The sequence below is a fragment of the Candidatus Pantoea deserta genome, assembly GCF_003813865.1.
GTDB classification, from domain to species: domain Bacteria; phylum Pseudomonadota; class Gammaproteobacteria; order Enterobacterales; family Enterobacteriaceae; genus Pantoea; species Pantoea deserta.
The window spans coordinates 70,778-88,257 of record NZ_RMVG01000015.1; the positions used below are offsets into that span (position 1 = coordinate 70,778).

The window sequence follows — 17,480 nt, forward strand, 5'->3', positions numbered from 1 at the left end:
TTCGCATCAGCTGAGAGGGCTAAGCGTTATTTCTACGCGACGGTTTTGCGCTTTGCCTGCCTCAGTGCTGTTGGTAGCGATCGGATTATCCGGTCCCAGGCCCTGAGTACGCAGGCGACTGGCCGCCACGCCCTGAGTGATCAGCGAGCTGGCCACGCTCTCCGCGCGCTGCTGCGACAGACGCATATTCAGCGCGCGCGTGCCGGTGCTGTCGGTGTAACCCACCACGTTTACCGCGGTTTTCGGATACTCTTTCAGCACCATTGCCACGCCGGTAAGGGTGTTTGCGCCCTCGGCTTTCAGGCTGCTGCTGCTGGAGTCGAAGGTCACGTTGTTCGGCATATTCAGCACGATGTTATCGCCCTGACGCGTCACGCTGACGCCGGTGCCGCGCATCTTTTCGCGCAGTTTCGCTTCCTGCACATCCATGTAGTAGCCGATGCCGCCGCCCAGCGCGGCGCCGGAGGCTGCGCCGATCAGCGCGCCTTTACCGCGATCTTTTTTCGAGGAGGAGAGCACGCCAACGCCCGCGCCTACCAGCGCGCCGACGCCTGCGCCGATGCCGGATTTACCGGCCTGCGATTCGTTGGTGTATGGGTTAACGGTACAACCTGACAGCGCCAGGCTGCCGCTCAGTAACAGGCAAATCGTAAGTGTTTTTTTGTACATGCGGGTTCCCTAAATCAAACAAAGACATTAAGTCTTTAAAGCGGCTCGATTATGCCGCTTAATGTCAGAGAAAGGGTGAGGGAAACTCTTATTTTGTCGGGGTTGACGATAAAAGGTTGTCAGGATGGCAAAAACAGTTGGTCTGATGATCGCTGATAAGCCCGCAGGCCTGCATAAAGGAGTAGCAAATTGTTGGGCCGACGAATTTAAAACCACGTTTCTTCAGGGCTTTCGACAGCGCTATGGCCGCTTCTGAGGTCGTTGGTGCCTCTTTATAGTGGGCAAAATGGTGGATAACCGGCTCGTTATCGACATAACTCCATACGAAGCGGGCAAAATCCTCACCTTTCGCCTCCATCGCCAGGTACGCGCGCGCGTTGGTGATGATCGCCGCCAGCTTGCCTCGATGACGAATCAGACCGCTATCCAGCAGCAGGCGCGCCAGATCCTGCTCATCCATCAGGCCCACCTTCTGGGGATCGAAATGGTGAAAAGCGCGACGGTAATTTTCGCGTTTTTTTAGCACAGTAATCCAGGACAGTCCTGCCTGCTGACCCTCCAGGCAGAGCATTTCAAACAGCGCCTGCTTGTTTGTCTGCGCAAGACCCCATTCGCGGTCGTGGTATGCCAGGTAAAGCGGGTCTTGAGTAACCCAGCCGCATCGTTGCATGAGCAATATCCTTATAATGAGAAAATTTAGCGGTGAGGCTTGATCTTACGTACAGTCGGTTAATAGTTATACAGCAGGCGTGATAAAACACCGACTTAAAACGCCAGTTATCTCCTTCAGCCTCGTCTGGAGCCTCCTATGTTGCAGAAAAGAGAGTGTGCTAGCCTTCGCCTTGCGGCGTTGGGGCTGAGCAGTGCGTGGCTTTTTTGCTTTACAACGCCTGCCTTAGCCTGGAACAGCGGGACCTTGTCATCAGGTGACAACGGCGCAGACAGTCGGCCCGACTACGACACTATTCTTGCGGAAAAAATTTCCCGCAATCATTTGATTACTGGCGACGACGATCAGAAAAATTTTCTCGATGCGGCGCTCAACTCGTCGCAGGCGACCTTTACGCTGCGCGTAGAGCCTGTACTGCCCGGTCCGCGCTACAGCATCGGCTGGGAAATGCCGCTGGGCGATTCGCTGACCACCGGGCCAGTTGCCCAGTATGCGGCGGTGCCTGCGCCGCTCCACTGTGAGCAGTGTGACATTAGCCGCGACGGAGTAGCGATGCTGGGCTGGCGCGTGGATTCCCAGCTGGGCTGGGTCGCGCCTTATGCGCAGCTCAGTTACCGCTATCAGCCAGGCGATAGCCTGAGCGGCGAAGCGCGCGACCGTCTGCCGGATGACGCGCCCATGCGTCAGGAGAGCGGGATGGACGTCAGCGTCGGGGCGCAAATTCCCCTGAATAAGAAGATGGCGGCGTTCGCCGCTTTTTCACAGAGCGACGGGCTGAACAGCGGCGAGCAGTTTATTTACAGTCTCGGCGTCAGCGCCAGTTTTTAACAGGGGCATAAAATGAGAAAGGGCGGATAAGTTACGCCATATAATAAGCGCGCTAATCATAATAGTGGTAATAATATGCGCGAACAAATTTTAATCCTTGGCCGTGAAGGCGCGGCTTTTCTCTTTGCAACACTGTTCCTTGTGGTCATGATGTCGGCCATCTATATCGACGTAAACTGGATGAACGACGCCATGCATGAAACCTCGCTGACGGAGACGTTACAGGAGGTGATGCTGGCTTCCATTGCGCTGATATTCTTCTGGTCGGCGCGTTCTCGTCCAGCCCAGCGCGGCGCGCTGATCCTGATCGGCGGCTTTTACAGCTGTATGCTGATCCGCGAACTGGATTTCCTGTTTGATGCCATCGAGCAGGGCTGCTGGCTGTGGTTCGCGCTGGCGACCGCCGCCGCCTGTCTGGCGCTGGCGCTGCGTTCTCCACGCGGCACGCTGGATGGTCTGGTTGGTTTTGTAATAGATCGCAGCTGGCTGATGACCGCCAGCGGTCTGCTGGTGGTGCTGGTGTTTTCGCGTTTGTTCGGAATGCATCAGCTGTGGCAGCACCTGATGCTGGATGGCTACAACCGCGTGGTGAAAAACATGGCGGAAGAGGGCACCGAGCTGCTGGGCTACAGTATTTGCTGGCTCGCCTCGGTGCGCTATCTGTGGCAAACGCGCCCTGAGCGCGCAGCGGCGACCGCAGCAGCGCAGCAGCACGCTTCTCTCTCGCCAGAACCGGTCTCCTGGTCTTCGTAACCTTCGCTTTTTTGGCGATCCCCGACGCTAAAAAAGGTACAATAAAGGCTTGTGCGCCGACGCTCTGTCGGCGCAACGCGCAGGCCAACGTCAGGTTTCATCATGTCAGTCAAAATTCTTACTTCTACGCTTATTGGTCTGGATACCTTTTGTCAGGATCCGCGCCAGGCGCTGCAACAGGCGGAAAACGGCACGCTGGCAGTACTGGATAACTATGCGCCGGTGCTGTATGCCGTGACGCCTGAGCGGCTGGCCCATCTGCTGGCGCTGGAAGCCGCCGCGCAGCAGCCCAGCGACGTTACGCTGGACGACAGCTTATATGACGACCTGCCCGCCACGCTGCCGACGCCGGCGGGTAAATTCGCGATGTATGCAGGCTGGCAGCCCGATGCCGACTTCCAGCGCCAGGCGGCGATCTGGGGCGTGGCGCTGAGCGAGCCGGTGACGCCCGCCGAGCTGGCCGCCTTTGTCGCCTACTGGCAGGCGGAAGGCCGTCTGTTCCACCACGTTCAGTGGCAGCAGAAGCTGGCGCGCAGCGTGCAGATGAACCGCGCCGCCAGCGGCGGACAGCCAAAACGCGACATCACGCAAATCAGCAATACTGATTACAACATTCCCGATGGGTTTCGAGGTGAGTAATGAAAACGCCGACCGATCTGTTCAGCCGTCTGAAAAAAATGATGCCCGCCAACGTGAAGCCGAAATTCACCAGCGGTGAAGAGCTGCTGGCGTGGAATCAGGAGCAGGGCCGCCTGCGCTCGGAATCTATCGTGCGTGAAAACCGCGCCATGAAGATGCAGCGCGTGATGGGACGGTCCGGCATTCGCGAGCTGCATATGAACTGCTCGTTCGACAACTACCGCGTTGAGAATGAAGGGCAGCGCCGGGCGCTGGCGATGGCGCGCCAGTATGCCAACGAATTCGAAGGCAGCATCGCCAGTTTTGTCTTCTCCGGCCGTCCCGGCACCGGCAAAAATCATCTGGCGGCGGCCATCGGCAATGACCTGATCCTGCGCGGCAAGAGCGTGCTGATCGTCACCGTGGCCGATTTAATGTCCAGCATGAAGGGCACCTTTAGCGGCGGCAGCGATATTACCGAAGAGCGCCTGTTGCAGGATCTCAGCACCGTCGATCTACTGGTGATTGACGAAATTGGCATGCAGAGCGAATCGCGCTACGAAAAGGTGATTATCAATCAGATTGTCGATCGCCGCTCTTCATCGAAGCGTCCGACCGGCATGCTGTCGAACCTCGATCCGGCAGGCATGAACACCCTGCTGGGCGAACGCGTGATGGATCGTATGCGCCTGGGCAACAGTATGTGGGTGCGCTTCGACTGGGAAAGTTACCGCAGCCGCGTGCGCGGTGACGAATATTAAGCGCTTAGCGCAGAGAAACCGGGCCTGGCCCGGTTTTTTTTCGCCTTCGTCGGACTGGGCGTTAACTTGTGTGAAACAGCGCGCAAAAGTGCCGGATGACGCCTGTCCCGGCGCTGTTACACTGAAAGACGTACATTCTGTCAGGTGAGCGCCATGAGAAACATGAGCAAAGGTCCTGCACTACTCAGACTTAATAATCAAAAGCGAGTTATGACGCAGCTACGTCGGTTGCGCGTCACCTCGCGTCAGGATTTAGCCCGCATCTTGTCGCTCAGCAAAAATACGGTTTCGCTGATTGTCGATGAGCTGCTGGAACAGGCGCTGGTACAGGAACTGGGGCCGGTCAGCGTAGCCGCCGCCGGGCGCCCCAAAATTGAGATCGCCCTGTTGCCTGACCGGCTGAAAAGCGCGGGGGTGATGGTGGAGCGCAACGTCATTTACTGGCGCGTTTGCGATTACTTTTCCCAGGTGATAGTTGAGCAGACGCGGCGCACCGATACCTCAAACCCACGCGTCTTGCTGGAAGAGGTGGCAAACCTGTGTCACGAACTGGCAGAGAAACATCCGCAGCTGCTGGGCATTGGACTGGGATTTCCCGGCATCGTCGATCCGCAGCGCGGCTGGATGCACCTTTCGACGCATCTCGGCTGGCAGGATGTTGATCTGCTCACCCCGGTGCGGCAAAAAGTTAACCTGCCGCTGCGCGTTATGAACAACGTCAAAGCCTCGGCGCTGCTGGCGGTACAGCAGCTGGGACTCGATACGGGAAGCAGCCATTTCTATGTGCGCATCTCGGAGGGAATGGGCGGCGCGCTGGTGCAGCAGGGCGAAGTGGTCACCGGCAACAGCTGGACGGCGGGTGAAGCGGGACATCTTGTGGTTCAGCCGGACGGGCCGCGCTGTCGCTGCGGGCGGCAGGGCTGCATTGAGGCGCTGATCAGTAAGCCCGCCATAGAGCAGCAGCTGGCGCAGCGGCGTCCCGGTTTAAGCTGGCAGACGCGCAATGAGGCGCCGAAAGTGGTTGATGAGGTGATGCAGCTGGCGGGCGGGTTTCTGGCGAAAGCGCTTGGACCCATCGTCCTGCTGCTTAACCCTGCCAGCGTGATCGTCGATGCGCCCTGGAATGTGCACTCTCTGTTTTGCGATACGGTACGGAAACGTATTGAGTCCAGCACGCCCGCGTTTACGTTCCAGCATACCGCGCTGCATTTTCTCCAGACGCGTCTCGATCCGGCGGTGGGGCTGTCGCTGGCGGTGATAGAACAGTTTGAACAGCGTCAGGATTAACGGCGGGGCGGGAGCCAGAGAGCTTCAGACACTACGCGCTGGAGCATAAACGGCGAGGTGGCGTCGCGCGGCGCGCCGGAGCAGAAGAAAAAAGCAGCGCGCGCCTGTGTATGGCGAAAACCGGCAGCCATTTATAATACGTTTTCACCATGGTGCTGGCGATACTCCTTTGGCGTTTTGGCATAGCTCTTTTTAAATACCGAATAAAAATATTGCAGCGACGGGTAGCCGCACATCTGGGAGATTTCATTAATATTCAGAGAGGAAGAGGTCAGCAGCTCGCGCGCCTTTTCCAGCTTTTCGCGATGGATCATGGCGTGAATGGTATCGCCGGTCTCGTCGCGAAAGCGCTTCTCCAGATTAGATCGCGACATGCCGATAGCGTCCAGCACCTGCTCCACCTTGATGCCCTTACAGGCGTTGAAGCGAATGTAGTGCATCGCCTGAATCACGGCCGGATCGCGCAGCGAGCGGAAATCAGTTGAGCGGCGAGCGATAACCTTGACCGGGGGCACCAGAATACGCTGTAGCGGCAGCGGCTGTTTATCCAGCAGGCGGTGCAGCAGCTTAGCGGCCTGGTAGCCCATCTGCCGCGAGCCTTGCGCTACGGAAGAGAGCGCCACGCGCGACAGATAGCGCGTCAGCTCTTCGTTATCGATGCCAATCACGCTCAGCTTTTCCGGCACCGGAATTTTAAGATGCTCGCAGGCCTGTAGCAGATGGCGCGCGCGGGCGTCGGTGACGGCGATAATGCCAGTCTGCGGCGGCAGGGTTTGCAGCCAGTCGGCCAGCCGGTTCTGCGCGTGCTGCCAGTTTTCCGGCGCGGTATTCATGCCCTGATAGACCACGCCCTGATAGCGTTCGCGCTGCACCAGCTGACGAAACGCGTATTCGCGCTCCTGCGCCCAGCGCTTGCCGCTGGAGGCGGGCAGCCCGTAAAAGGCAAAGCGGTTAATGCCTTTTTCCTTAAGATGAAGAAAGGCGCTCTCCACCAGCGCCGCATTGTCCGTGGCGATATAGTGCACCGACGGATAATCCTGCTGGCGATGATAGGAGCCGCCGACGCCCACAATCGGCACCTTAACGTTCGCCAGCAGCTGTTCGATTGAGCTGTCGTCATAGTCGGCGATCACGCCGTCGCCCAGCCATTCACGGATATTTTCGATACGGCAGCGAAAATCCTCCTCGATAAAAATATCCCAGTCGGTCTGCGACGCCTGTAAATATTCGCCGACGCCCTCGACGACCTGACGGTCATACACCTTATTGGCATTGAACAGCAACGTAATGCGATAGCGTTTTTCATGCATAGTGGCGCGCTCTCCTGAATCCCAGCGCAATGCATAGCACGGCCAGATGTACAGCAGAAATTGTTTGCGCCACGTTGTGATCGCCGACGCGATTACACCCGACGGCGCGTCGCGGTATCCATCCACACCGCCAGCAGCAGAATGGTCCCTTTGACGATGTACTGCCAGAAGGTAGGCACGTCCATCATGCTCATGCCGTTGTCCAGCGAGGCCATGATAAAGGCTCCCATCACCGCGCCCGCCACCGACCCGACGCCGCCGGCCAGGCTGGTGCCGCCGATCACGCAGGCGGCAATGGCGTCCAGCTCGGCAATATTGCCTGCCGACGGCGAACCTGCGCCGAGGCGCGAGCTGAGGATAAGACCGGCAATCGCCACCATCACGCCGTTGATGGCGAACACCGCCAGTTTGGTGCGCGCGACGTTAATGCCCGACAGTCGCGCCGCGTCGAGGTTGCCGCCGATGGCATAAATGCGGCGACCAAAGGCGGTACGCGTCGCCATAAACATGCCGCCCAGCAGCAGCAGCGCCAGCAGCAGCACCGGCGTGGGCACGCCGCGATAATCGTTCAGCAGCCAGATCGCGCCCAGCACCAGCACCGCCGTAATCGCCTGGCGCGCCACGGTGCCGCTGGCGGTGGACTGGCTCAGCCCAAGCTGCTGACGACGCAGGCGCAGACGCCACTGCCACAGCATAAACAGCGCCAGGCCGGCGATGCCGAAGCCGAAGCCGACGCCGTCAGCGAGATAGCTCTGTCCGATCTGCGACATGGCAGGCGTGGTCGGCGCGACCGTAGTGCCGTTGGTGATGCCGACCAGAATGCCGCGAAACGCCAGCATGCCGGCCAGAGTGACGATAAACGACGGCACTTTGCGATAGGCGACCCACCAGCCGTTCCAGGTGCCCAGCAGCAGACCCATCAGCAGCGTGACCGCGATAGTCAGCGGCAGCGGCCAGCCGAGCCAGACATCAAAAATCGCCGCCGCCCCGCCGAGCAGCCCCATCATGGAGCCGACCGACAGATCGATCTCCGCCGAAATAATGACAAACACCATGCCGACCGCCAGAATCCCGGTAATCGCCGTCTGGCGCAGCAGGTTAGAAAGGTTACGCGCGCTGAGCCAGGCGCCGTCGGTGGTCCAGGTAAAGAACAGAGCGATAACCAGGATAGCGCCCAGCATCACCAGCACCTGAAGATTAGGCAGCGAGAATTTTCCCGGCGACGGCGCGCCCGGCAGCGCGCCCTGACGACTTTCGGTTTTAAGCATAATGTTCACTCCGCAGGGCCGCTTCCATCACTTGCTCCTGAGTCAGGTTGTCGTTAATCAGATCGGCTTTGATCCGTCCTTCATGCATGACCAGCACGCGATCGCTCAGGCCCAGCACTTCAGGCAGTTCGGACGAGATGACGATCACCGCGATCCCCTGCTGCACCAGGCTGTTGATCAGCAGATAGATCTCTTGCCGCGCGCCGACGTCGATGCCGCGCGTCGGCTCATCGAGGATTAAAATTTGCGGATTCAGCAGCAGACATTTCGCGAGGATCGCCTTTTGCTGGTTGCCGCCGCTCAGTCGGCCAATGGCCAGCTCCGGCGACGAGGTTTTCACGCGCAGTCGGGCGATTGACGCGTTGATGGTGTGCTGCTCGCGCGTCTCATCCAGCGGAGCAAAGCGGTGGCTGAACTGGTCCAGCGCCGCCAGGGTGATATTTTTGCCGACGCTCATTAATGGCACGATGCCGTCTTTCTTGCGGTCTTCCGGCACCATCGCAATACCCTGCGCGATTGCCTGCTGGCAGTCGTTGATTTGCACCTTTTTACCGTTGATCCAGATGTCGCCCTGCCAGCGCCCAGGCCAGACGCCAAACAGACACTGCACCGTTTCGGTTCGGCCCGCGCCGACCAGTCCGGCGATGCCGAGGATCTCGCCGCGCTTCAGGCTAAAGGAGACGTCGTTAACGCGCCGCACGTGGCGATTGACCGGATGCCAGGCGGTGAGATTTTCCACCCGCAGCACCGTCTCGCCGATGGCGTGCCGCTGATGCGGATAGAGCGCCGTCAGCTCGCGCCCGACCATCATGGTGATGATGTCGTCCTCGCTAAGCCCGGCAGCCGGTCGGGTTGCAATCGGCTTGCCGTCGCGAATGACGCAAATGGTGTCGGAAATCGCTTTCACCTCGTTCAGCTTGTGCGAAATATAGATGCAGGCGATGCCGTGATCGCGCAGGTTATGAATAATGCTCAGCAGCACCTCGGTTTCCCGCTCGGTCAGCGATGACGTCGGCTCATCCAGGATCAGCAGCCGCACCTGTTTATTCAGCGCGCGGGCGATCTCTACCAGCTGCTGCTGGCCCAGGCCGAGATCGCCGACGCGGGTATGGGGCGAGACATTCAGCTTCACCCGCGCCAGCAGCTGCTGACAGCGCAGCGTCATGGTTTCGTCATCGACAATGCCGAAGCGGCCCAGCTCCGCGCCGAGAAAAATGTTTTCCATTACCGTCAACTGCCGCACCAGCGCCAGCTCCTGGTGAATGATCACAATCCCCTTGCGTTCGGTGTCGCGGATGGTCTGCGCCTGAATCTCGTCACCGGCAAAGTAGATCTGGCCTTCAAAGTCGCCGTGAGGGTAAAGCCCGCACAGGATTTTCATCAGCGTGGATTTACCTGAGCCGTTTTCGCCGCACAGCGACATGACCTCGCCGCTCTCCAGCCGCAGGCTAACGTTATCCAGCGCTTTCACCGCGCCGAAACGCTTGGTGATGTTGTTCATTTCCAGCAGCATCGGTCTCTCCTTTTCGCGCCAGGCGCGCTCAGAGTTCGCTCTGTTTATGGAAGCCGTCTTTCACCACGGTGCTTTCGATATTGTCTTTATTGACCTGAATCGGCGTCAGCAGACGAGAGGGCACGTCTTTCAGGCCGTTATTCAGCTTGCCGTTGCTGGCGGGCGTCTTGTCGTTGCCCAGTTCGATCGCGATATTGGCCGCTTCGGTGGCGAGTTTGGTTATCGGCTTATAGACGGTCATGGTCTGGGTGCCGTTCATGATGCGCTTAATGGCGGCAAGATCGGCGTCCTGGCCGGAGATGGCGACTTTACCCGCCAGGCCCTGGGCGCTCAGCGCCTGAATGGCGCCGCCTGCGGTGGCGTCGTTGGAGGCGACCACCGCGTCGATATGATTGCTGTTGGCGGTCAGGGCGTTTTCCATGATTTTCAGCGCGTTTTCCGGCAGCCAGGCGTCAACCCACTGGTCGCCGACCACTTTAATACTGCCGTTGTCGATAAGGGGTTTTAATACCTTCATCTGACCCGCGCGAAACAGGTGCGCGTTATTATCGACCGGCGAGCCGCCCATCAGAAAATAGTTTCCTTTAGGCACCTGCTTAACAATACTTTCCGCCTGAAGCTCGCCGACTTTTTCATTATCAAAAGAGATATAGAAATCGATGTCGGCGTTATTAATCATGCGGTCATAGGCCAGCACTTTAATGCCTTCGCGTTTCGCTTCGGCGACGACATTACTTAACACCTGGCCGTTATAGGGAATGATCACCAGCACATCGACGCCGCGATTGATCATATTTTCAATTTGCGACATCTGCGTCTCTTCATTGCCGTTGGCCGACTGCACAAAGACTTTCGCGCCCTGTGATTCCGCCTGCTTAACGAAAATGTCGCGGTCTTTCTGCCAGCGCTCCAGGCGCAGGTCGTCAATGGCCATACCGATCTTCACTTCTTTCGCTACACCGGCATGACTGAACAGCGCCAGCGCGGCGCAGGCGGCTAACAGCGTAAGTTTCATTTTCATGGTATTCATCCTGTAGGTAGAGGCTGTTGTCGTTATCGCTATGAACCAGGCGGATGAATTGTTGACCTGATATTCAGGCAACATCAATTACTGATTTTTATCCGGCGATTACGTTTTTTGGTTTATTTGCGATTTTATGAGCGCGATCGAAATTTGACGTTTTTAGGAAAAGACAATCGGAATTTCTGCGGTTGTCTTTATTAATTTGCGAGCGGCAGCACAAATATTAATTATCTTAAACAGGGTGTGAAATTTCGTAATTGAGCCGGCGGAAAACGCGCAAGCAATATAAAGGCACACGGCCCACTGTCCGGATTTCACGCTGAGGAGCGAAACATGCACGCCTATTTCGACCAGATCGAACGCGTTCGTTTTGAAGGGGTAAAGAGTACCAATCCACTGGCCTTCCGCCATTACAATCCTGATGAGGTTATCCTCGGCAAAACCATGGCCGAACACCTGCGCTTCGCCGCCTGCTACTGGCACACCTTCTGCTGGAACGGCGCGGATATGTTCGGCGTCGGCGCGTTCGATCGCCCCTGGCAAAAGAGCGGCGACGCGCTACAGCTGGCGAAGCTGAAGGCCGACGTGGCCTTTGAGTTTTTCCACAAGCTGAACGTGCCCTACTACTGCTTCCACGACGTGGACGTTGCGCCGGAAGGGGATTCGCTGCGCAGCTATCAGGAAAATTTCGCCGTTATGACCGACAAGCTGCTGGAGAAGCAGCAGGAGAGCGGCGTGAAGCTGTTGTGGGGCACCGCCAACTGCTTTACCCATCCGCGCTATGGCGCAGGCGCGGCAACCAGCCCCGATCCAGAGGTTTTCGCCTGGGCGGCGACTCAGGTGTGCAGCGCCATGCAGGCGACGCAGACGCTGGGCGGGGAAAACTACGTGCTGTGGGGCGGTCGCGAAGGGTATGAAACCCTGCTGAATACCGATCTGCGCCAGGAGCGCGAGCAGATTGGCCGCTTTATGCAGATGGTGGTAGAGCACAAGCATAAGATTGGTTTCCAGGGCACGCTGCTGATCGAGCCGAAACCGCAGGAGCCAACCAAACATCAGTATGATTATGATGTGGCGACGGTGTATGGCTTTCTGAAGCAGTTCGGCCTGGAAAAAGAGATTAAGGTCAACGTCGAGGCGAACCACGCCACTCTGGCGGGTCATTCGTTTCATCATGAGATCGCCACCGCTATCGCGCTGGGTATTTTTGGCTCGGTGGATGCTAACCGGGGCGACAGCCAGTGCGGCTGGGATACCGATCAGTTCCCGATCAGCGTCGAAGAGAATGCGCTGGTGCTGTATGAGATCATCAAAGCGGGCGGCTTTACCACCGGCGGCCTGAACTTCGACGCCAAAGTACGCCGCCAGAGCACCGATAAATACGATCTGTTTTACGGCCATATCGGCGCGATGGACACGATGGCGCTGGCGCTGAAGGTGGCGGCGCGCATGGTTGAGGCGGGCGAGCTGGATCAGCGCGTGGCGCAGCGCTACAGCGGCTGGAATGGTGAGTTCGGCCAGCAAATTTTGAAAGGCGAGTTTTCCCTCGCCTCGCTGGCGGCGCATGCTCAGCAACAGCAGTTTAATCCGCAGCATCGCAGCGGCCGCCAGGAGCAGCTGGAGAACCTGGTAAACCACTATCTTTTTAACTTCTGAGACAATCGGAGCAAGGCATGTATATCGGGATCGATTTAGGCACGTCCGGAGTGAAAGTGGCGCTGCTGGATGCGCAGGGTGAGGTCGCGGCGGTGACCAGCGCGCCGTTGCAGGTGTCGCGCCCGCGCGCGCTCTGGAGCGAGCAGGATCCCGAAAGCTGGTGGCTGGCGACCGATCGGGCGATGCAGACGCTGGCGCAGCAGCATACCCTGAGCGAGGTAAAAGCCATTGGCCTGAGCGGGCAGATGCATGGCGCAACGCTGCTCGACAGCGCGCACCGCGTGCTGCGTCCGGCCATGTTATGGAACGACGGGCGCAGCGGCGAGCAGTGCCGCGAGCTGGAGCGGCGCGTGCCTGAGTCGCGCCAGATTACCGGCAACCTGACGATGCCTGGCTTTACTGCGCCCAAGCTACTGTGGGTGCGGCAGCATGAGCCGGACATTTTTCGTCAGGTGGCGAAGGTGCTGCTGCCGAAAGATTATCTGCGCTGGCGGCTAAGCGGGGACTTTGCCAGCGATATGTCCGATGCGTCAGGCACGATGTGGCTGGATGTGGCGCGCCGCGACTGGAGCGACGTCATGCTGGCCGCCTGCGGTCTGACGCGCGAGCAGATGCCGCAGCTGTTTGAGGGCAACGCCGTCACGGGGACGCTCAGCCGCGACATCGCGCAACGCTGGGGGCTGTCGCCGGTGCCGCTGGTGGCGGGCGGCGGCGATAACGCTGCGGGCGCAGTAGGCGTTGGGATGACGGAACCGGGCCAGGGGATGCTGTCGCTTGGCACCTCTGGCGTCTATTTTGTGGTCAGCGATGGCTACCTCAGTAATCCGCAGCGCGCGGTGCACAGCTTCTGCCACGCGCTGCCGCAGCGCTGGCATCTGATGTCGGTGATCCTCAGCGCGGCGGCCTGCCTCGACTGGGCAGCCGAACTGACCGGCTGCGCCGATGTGCCGCAGCTGCTGGCGGAAGCGGAACGCGCGGACGAAAGCGCGACGCCGCTGTGGTTTCTGCCCTATCTCTCTGGTGAGCGCACGCCGCACAATAACCCGCAGGCGACAGGCGCGTTCTTCGGCCTGACGCATCAGCATCGCCGGCCTGAACTGGCGCGGGCGGTGCTGGAGGGCGTCGGCTATGCGCTGGCGCAGGGCATGGATGCGGTGCACGAGTGCGGCGTAACGCCCTCCAGCATTATGCTGATCGGCGGCGGCGCGCGCAGCGCGCTCTGGCGGCAGATGCTGGCCGACATCAGCGGACAGACGCTCGATTACTGTCAGGGCGGTGAAGTCGGTCCGGCGCTGGGCGCGGCGCGGCTGGCGCAGCTGGCAATCGATGCGCAGGCGGCGATGCCCGCCTTAACGCGCGTCCAGCGCCATCAGCCTGATGCCGCCCGCTACCAGCGCTATCAGCCCTTGCGCGAGACCTTTGCTCGTCTCTATACGCAGCTTGCGCCGCTGATGCAGTAAGCTTGTCCGCTACTGTCACCATCTTGTCCTGATTTGGCCTTCTTACCTGGCTTCAGGCCCGTCATTATGGGCCTGAACTTAATTATCAGGAGGCCGAAAATGGCACAGGCAGCGTTATTGGTTATCGATGTTCAGCAGTCGTTTTTACACCGTGATTTCTGGCAGGATGAGGACGTTCCGGCGTTTCAGCGCAACATCAGCGCGCTGATCGAGGGCTGCCAGGCGAAAGCGATTCCGGTGATCGATGTGTTTCATGTCGCAGAGCAGGGACCCTTTTCACTGGACTCCGGCTGGGTGAAACGCATGGATTTCTTGCAGCATCAGGCAACCCTGAGCGTGCAGAAGCGCGTGCACAATGCGCTGACCGAATCCGGACTGCTGCCCTGGCTGCAGGCGCAGGCGATCGATACCCTGATTATCAGCGGCATCCGCACCGAACAGTGCTGCGAAACCACCGCGCGCGTGGCGTCCGATTTGGGTTTTAAGGTACTGTTTGTCTCTGAAGCGACGCTGACTTTTCCGATGACGCACAACGGCGTCACGCTCAGCAGCGCCGAACTGATCCACCGCACTGAGACGGTACTGGTCAACCGCTTTGCCGAGGTGGTCAGCGTGGAAGCGTGTCTGGCACGCGTCTGATCTAAAGGAGTGGCGCGATGGCGCAAAACGTTCTGTTTCTTACCTTGCCCGGCGTGATGGCGCTCGATCTGACCGGGCCGGCCGAGACGCTGCGGCTGGCGGGAGACCGCTTCGCGCTGCGCTACATTGGTCCGCAGGCATCTGTGCTGAGTTCTACGCAAATGACCATCGCCGACATCGAACCCCTGCCGGAAACGCTGCCGCCCGACAGCCTGCTGGTGGTGCCGGGCGTCAGCGACTCGACCGTCTGGTTCAGCACGGAACAGGCTGACATCGCGCGCCGCTGGCTGCAACGCCAGCGGCCGCTGCTGCGCGCGCAGCAGCTCACCCTGATCTGCGTCTGCTCCGGCGCGCTGCTGGCGGCGCAGGCCGGTTTGCTCGACGGCGTGCAGTGCACCACCCATCACGATGTTCTGCTGCGCCTGAAAGCCGCCGCGCCGGCGGCGCTGATAAAAGAAAACCGCGTCTTCGTCGACGACGGCAATATCTGGACCAGCGCAGGCATTACCGCCGGGATTGACCTCTCGCTGCACCTGATCAACCGGCTGTGCGGCGCGCAGGCGGCGCTGCAGGTGGCGCGCGACATGGTGGTGTGGTTCCGCCGTTCCGGCGACGATCCTCAGCTTTCCCCCTGGCTGCGCTACCGTAATCATCTGCATCCGGCGATTCACCGCGCGCAAGACGTGATGATCGCCCATCCTGAGCATGACTGGTCGCTGGATGACCTCGCCGCGCAGGTTCACGTCAGCGGACGGCATCTGGCGCGCCTGTTCCGCCAGCATCTGAGCATCAGCGTGCGCGAATACCACGAGCAGCTGCGGCTGGGCATTGCGCGTCAGCGCCAGCAGCAGGGCGAAGGGGCGGAAAAAGCGGCGCTGGCCGCAGGCTTCTCCTCGGCGCGTCAGCTACGACGCGCCCGCGATCGCTGGCGCGATCAGCTTACCCAGTGACGTTTATCAAGACGCTGCAACCCCATCGCCAGCAGCAGGCTGCCCGCCAGCGTCACGCCGAATACCCAGGGCAGATCCAGCAGCGGCCGTGACATATCGTCGTAATGGCGCGTGCGCAGGAAGTGGATAAACAGCGCGTGAAAGCCATAAATCGGCAGGGAATAGCGTGAAAGAGTGCCCAGTACCGGCAGGGTGCGGCTGTTCAGCGCGTTCTTGAACAGCACCAGCAGGCTGATGGCGGCAATAAACACCAGCGGACCGCAGTAGAGATACCAGCGGTCGTTGAACGCGCCGTTAACGATGAGCGCCTGTTTGGTGCCGAGCGTGATGCCGATGACGCAGGCGGCAAACAGCCCGGCCGCCAGCGGCGTCACGCCGCGCTTCTGTGTCTCCATGGTGCCGATGGCGCGACCCAGCAGGGCATACAGCAGATAGTAAATACTGTCGCCGCTGACGTAGAGATTAACCGGCAGCCAGTGAAACGGCCCGACCGCCTGATCGACGGTGTTGGGATTAGCCAGCACCGCCAGCACCAGCACCAGCAGCGCCACATAGCGCGGCTGCACGCTCTTCACCTGAATCAGCGGCGACAACAGATAGATGCCGATGAGCGCGAAGAAAAACCACAGATGATAGAACACCGGCTTCTGAAGCATTTTCAGCAGCGAGCGTCCCTCGCTGATGGGCGTCAGCCAGGTAATATAGGCCAGCGCCACCGCGCTATAGAACAGCAGGCACAGCACCAGCCGCAGCAGATGGCGCGGCTGCGCGCTGCGCTCGCCGAAGAACAGGTAGCCTGAAATCATAAAAAAGAGCGGCACGCAGACGCGCGACGCGGAGTTCAGCAGGTTGGCAATGTCCCACCAGTGCCCCGTCACCGCCAGAGGACCGGTGATATACCAGGTGGTGGTATGGATCACGATCACCATCAAACAGGCGACCGCGCGTAAATTGTCGATCCAGCAAATCTTTTGCGACATCGGTTCCTCTTGCGCATGACGTTGGTGCGAAGAAGGGTAGACAGTCGCATCGACCACAACAACCTTTCGCATCAGGTTTAGGAGCCGTCTGGCCGCTGGATTTCCGGCTGCACATCGCGCGGTCAAAGGGTATACTGTCGCACTCTTTTTTCATCTACCCGACTCGCGTGCGAAATCATCATGCAAAAGTTTGATACCAAAACCTTTCAGGGCTTGATCCTGACATTGCAGGATTACTGGGCGCGTCAGGGCTGCACCATCGTTCAGCCGCTGGACATGGAAGTGGGCGCTGGCACTTCACACCCTATGACCTGCCTGCGCGCACTTGGCCCTGAGCCGATTGCCGCAGCTTACGTACAACCGTCACGCCGTCCCACCGACGGACGCTACGGCGAAAACCCGAACCGCTTACAGCACTACTACCAGTTCCAGGTGATCATCAAGCCATCGCCTGACAACATTCAGGAGCTGTATCTCGGATCGCTGAAAGAACTGGGTATGGATCCCACCGTGCATGATATTCGCTTCGTGGAAGATAACTGGGAAAACCCGACGCTGGGCGCGTGGGGCCTCGGCTGGGAAGTGTGGCTTAACGGTATGGAAGTCACCCAGTTCACCTACTTCCAGCAGGTCGGCGGCCTGGAGTGTAAGCCGGTCACCGGCGAAATCACCTACGGCCTGGAGCGTCTGGCGATGTATATCCAGGGCGTCGACAGCGTCTACGATCTGGTCTGGAGCGACGGCCCGCTGGGTAAAACCACCTACGGCGACGTGTTCCATCAGAACGAAGTCGAGCAGTCGACCTACAACTTCGAATACGCCGACGTCGATTTCCTCTTTACCTGCTTCGAGCAGTACGAAAAAGAGGCGCAGCAGCTGCTGGCGCTGGAAAAACCGCTGCCGCTGCCGGCCTACGAGCGCATCCTGAAAGCCGCGCACAGCTTTAACCTGCTGGATGCGCGCAAGGCGATCTCTGTAACCGAGCGCCAGCGCTATATTCTGCGCATCCGCACCCTGACCAAAGCCGTGGCTGAAGCCTACTACGCCTCCCGCGAGGCGCTGGGCTTCCCGATGTGCAATAACAACAAGTAAGA

17 protein-coding genes are annotated in these 17,480 nt (G+C 59.4%); 10 read left to right on the top strand and 7 right to left on the bottom strand.

Annotated features, from left to right (window positions below):
• Nucleotides 1–6: 6 nt before the first annotated feature.
• The gene (locus BBB56_RS17335) at nucleotides 7–669 is read right to left on the bottom strand and encodes an OmpA family lipoprotein (protein WP_123802188.1); all 663 of its coding nucleotides are present in this window, start codon (nucleotides 667–669) and stop codon (nucleotides 7–9) included.
• A gap of 88 nt (nucleotides 670–757) precedes the next feature.
• Nucleotides 758–1,339 carry a DNA-3-methyladenine glycosylase I gene (locus BBB56_RS17340; protein WP_123802189.1) on the bottom strand — a complete coding sequence of 194 codons (582 nt, stop codon included), beginning with the start codon at nucleotides 1,337–1,339 and terminating at the stop codon, nucleotides 758–760.
• Between the two features lie 246 nt (nucleotides 1,340–1,585).
• On the opposite strand from BBB56_RS17340, the gene BBB56_RS17345 reads away from it, so the two are divergent.
• The 5 genes from BBB56_RS17345 (at nucleotide 1,586) to BBB56_RS17365 (ending at nucleotide 5,586) form a co-directional block, all read left to right on the top strand.
• Nucleotides 1,586–2,167, top strand: coding sequence for an autotransporter (locus tag BBB56_RS17345; protein ID WP_233593057.1), 582 nt, complete (start codon nucleotides 1,586–1,588; stop codon nucleotides 2,165–2,167).
• A gap of 75 nt (nucleotides 2,168–2,242) precedes the next feature.
• Complete coding sequence (locus BBB56_RS17350; protein ID WP_233593058.1) at nucleotides 2,243–2,920, top strand: hypothetical protein; 678 nt, start codon at nucleotides 2,243–2,245, stop codon at nucleotides 2,918–2,920.
• 102 nt (nucleotides 2,921–3,022) lie between these two features.
• Nucleotides 3,023–3,559, top strand: coding sequence for a primosomal protein DnaT (gene dnaT / locus BBB56_RS17355; protein ID WP_123802191.1), 537 nt, complete (start codon nucleotides 3,023–3,025; stop codon nucleotides 3,557–3,559).
• A complete protein-coding gene (dnaC, locus tag BBB56_RS17360; RefSeq protein WP_123802192.1) occupies nucleotides 3,559–4,299 on the top strand; it encodes a replicative helicase loader DnaC in 741 nt (246 codons plus the stop codon). The genes dnaT and dnaC overlap by 1 nt, the downstream gene beginning before the upstream one ends.
• A gap of 153 nt (nucleotides 4,300–4,452) precedes the next feature.
• Nucleotides 4,453–5,586 (top strand): ROK family protein, encoded by a 1,134-nt coding sequence (locus BBB56_RS17365; protein WP_123802193.1) that lies wholly within the window; start codon nucleotides 4,453–4,455, stop codon nucleotides 5,584–5,586.
• 131 nt (nucleotides 5,587–5,717) lie between these two features.
• On the opposite strand, the gene xylR is transcribed toward BBB56_RS17365, so the two are convergent.
• The 4 genes from xylR to xylF form a co-directional block, all read right to left on the bottom strand.
• Entirely contained in the window at nucleotides 5,718–6,896 is a 1,179-nt protein-coding gene (gene xylR, locus BBB56_RS17370; protein ID WP_123802194.1) for a D-xylose utilization transcriptional activator XylR, read from the bottom strand.
• 92 nt (nucleotides 6,897–6,988) lie between these two features.
• On the bottom strand, nucleotides 6,989–8,164 hold the full coding sequence (xylH, locus tag BBB56_RS17375) for a xylose ABC transporter permease XylH (protein ID WP_123802195.1): 1,176 nt from the start codon (nucleotides 8,162–8,164) through the stop codon (nucleotides 6,989–6,991).
• Nucleotides 8,157–9,677 (bottom strand): xylose ABC transporter ATP-binding protein, encoded by a 1,521-nt coding sequence (locus tag BBB56_RS17380; RefSeq protein ID WP_123802196.1) that lies wholly within the window; start codon nucleotides 9,675–9,677, stop codon nucleotides 8,157–8,159. The genes xylH and BBB56_RS17380 overlap by 8 nt, the downstream gene beginning before the upstream one ends.
• Before the next feature lie 28 nt (nucleotides 9,678–9,705).
• Nucleotides 9,706–10,698 carry a D-xylose ABC transporter substrate-binding protein gene (gene xylF, locus BBB56_RS17385; RefSeq protein ID WP_123802197.1) on the bottom strand — a complete coding sequence of 331 codons (993 nt, stop codon included), beginning with the start codon at nucleotides 10,696–10,698 and terminating at the stop codon, nucleotides 9,706–9,708.
• A 336-nt stretch (nucleotides 10,699–11,034) separates the two neighbouring features.
• Here xylF and xylA point away from each other — a divergent pair, with 336 nt between their 5' ends.
• The 4 genes from xylA (at nucleotide 11,035) to BBB56_RS17405 (ending at nucleotide 15,406) form a co-directional block, all read left to right on the top strand.
• Nucleotides 11,035–12,357: a xylose isomerase gene (gene xylA / locus BBB56_RS17390; RefSeq protein WP_123802198.1), complete on the top strand. Its 1,323-nt coding sequence runs from the start codon at nucleotides 11,035–11,037 to the stop codon at nucleotides 12,355–12,357.
• A 17-nt stretch (nucleotides 12,358–12,374) separates the two neighbouring features.
• Nucleotides 12,375–13,817: a xylulokinase gene (gene xylB, locus BBB56_RS17395; protein ID WP_123802199.1), complete on the top strand. Its 1,443-nt coding sequence runs from the start codon at nucleotides 12,375–12,377 to the stop codon at nucleotides 13,815–13,817.
• A gap of 99 nt (nucleotides 13,818–13,916) precedes the next feature.
• Nucleotides 13,917–14,456, top strand: coding sequence for an isochorismatase family protein (locus tag BBB56_RS17400; RefSeq protein ID WP_123802200.1), 540 nt, complete (start codon nucleotides 13,917–13,919; stop codon nucleotides 14,454–14,456).
• Between the two features lie 17 nt (nucleotides 14,457–14,473).
• Complete coding sequence (locus tag BBB56_RS17405) at nucleotides 14,474–15,406, top strand: GlxA family transcriptional regulator (RefSeq protein ID WP_123802201.1); 933 nt, start codon at nucleotides 14,474–14,476, stop codon at nucleotides 15,404–15,406.
• On the opposite strand, the gene BBB56_RS17410 is transcribed toward BBB56_RS17405, so the two are convergent.
• Nucleotides 15,391–16,386: an acyltransferase gene (locus BBB56_RS17410; protein WP_123802202.1), complete on the bottom strand. Its 996-nt coding sequence runs from the start codon at nucleotides 16,384–16,386 to the stop codon at nucleotides 15,391–15,393. The genes BBB56_RS17405 and BBB56_RS17410 overlap by 16 nt on opposite strands.
• Before the next feature lie 180 nt (nucleotides 16,387–16,566).
• Between BBB56_RS17410 and glyQ the strand changes: the two genes are divergently transcribed.
• The gene (gene glyQ / locus BBB56_RS17415; protein WP_123802203.1) at nucleotides 16,567–17,478 is read left to right on the top strand and encodes a glycine--tRNA ligase subunit alpha; all 912 of its coding nucleotides are present in this window, start codon (nucleotides 16,567–16,569) and stop codon (nucleotides 17,476–17,478) included.
• Nucleotides 17,479–17,480: the final 2 nt, after the last annotated feature.

Coding starts and splice junctions, on each gene's coding strand:
- BBB56_RS17335 (WP_123802188.1), bottom strand. CDS start 669: ATGTACAAAAAAACACTTACGATTTGCCTGTTACTGAGCGGCAGCCTG.
- BBB56_RS17340 (WP_123802189.1), bottom strand. CDS start 1,339: ATGCAACGATGCGGCTGGGTTACTCAAGACCCGCTTTACCTGGCATAC.
- BBB56_RS17350 (WP_233593058.1), top strand. CDS start 2,243: ATGCGCGAACAAATTTTAATCCTTGGCCGTGAAGGCGCGGCTTTTCTC.
- dnaT (WP_123802191.1), top strand. CDS start 3,023: ATGTCAGTCAAAATTCTTACTTCTACGCTTATTGGTCTGGATACCTTT.
- dnaC (WP_123802192.1), top strand. CDS start 3,559: ATGAAAACGCCGACCGATCTGTTCAGCCGTCTGAAAAAAATGATGCCC.
- BBB56_RS17365 (WP_123802193.1), top strand. CDS start 4,453: ATGAGAAACATGAGCAAAGGTCCTGCACTACTCAGACTTAATAATCAA.
- xylR (WP_123802194.1), bottom strand. CDS start 6,896: ATGCATGAAAAACGCTATCGCATTACGTTGCTGTTCAATGCCAATAAG.
- xylH (WP_123802195.1), bottom strand. CDS start 8,164: ATGCTTAAAACCGAAAGTCGTCAGGGCGCGCTGCCGGGCGCGCCGTCG.
- BBB56_RS17380 (WP_123802196.1), bottom strand. CDS start 9,677: ATGCTGCTGGAAATGAACAACATCACCAAGCGTTTCGGCGCGGTGAAA.
- xylF (WP_123802197.1), bottom strand. CDS start 10,698: ATGAAAATGAAACTTACGCTGTTAGCCGCCTGCGCCGCGCTGGCGCTG.
- xylA (WP_123802198.1), top strand. CDS start 11,035: ATGCACGCCTATTTCGACCAGATCGAACGCGTTCGTTTTGAAGGGGTA.
- xylB (WP_123802199.1), top strand. CDS start 12,375: ATGTATATCGGGATCGATTTAGGCACGTCCGGAGTGAAAGTGGCGCTG.
- BBB56_RS17400 (WP_123802200.1), top strand. CDS start 13,917: ATGGCACAGGCAGCGTTATTGGTTATCGATGTTCAGCAGTCGTTTTTA.
- BBB56_RS17405 (WP_123802201.1), top strand. CDS start 14,474: ATGGCGCAAAACGTTCTGTTTCTTACCTTGCCCGGCGTGATGGCGCTC.
- BBB56_RS17410 (WP_123802202.1), bottom strand. CDS start 16,386: ATGTCGCAAAAGATTTGCTGGATCGACAATTTACGCGCGGTCGCCTGT.
- glyQ (WP_123802203.1), top strand. CDS start 16,567: ATGCAAAAGTTTGATACCAAAACCTTTCAGGGCTTGATCCTGACATTG.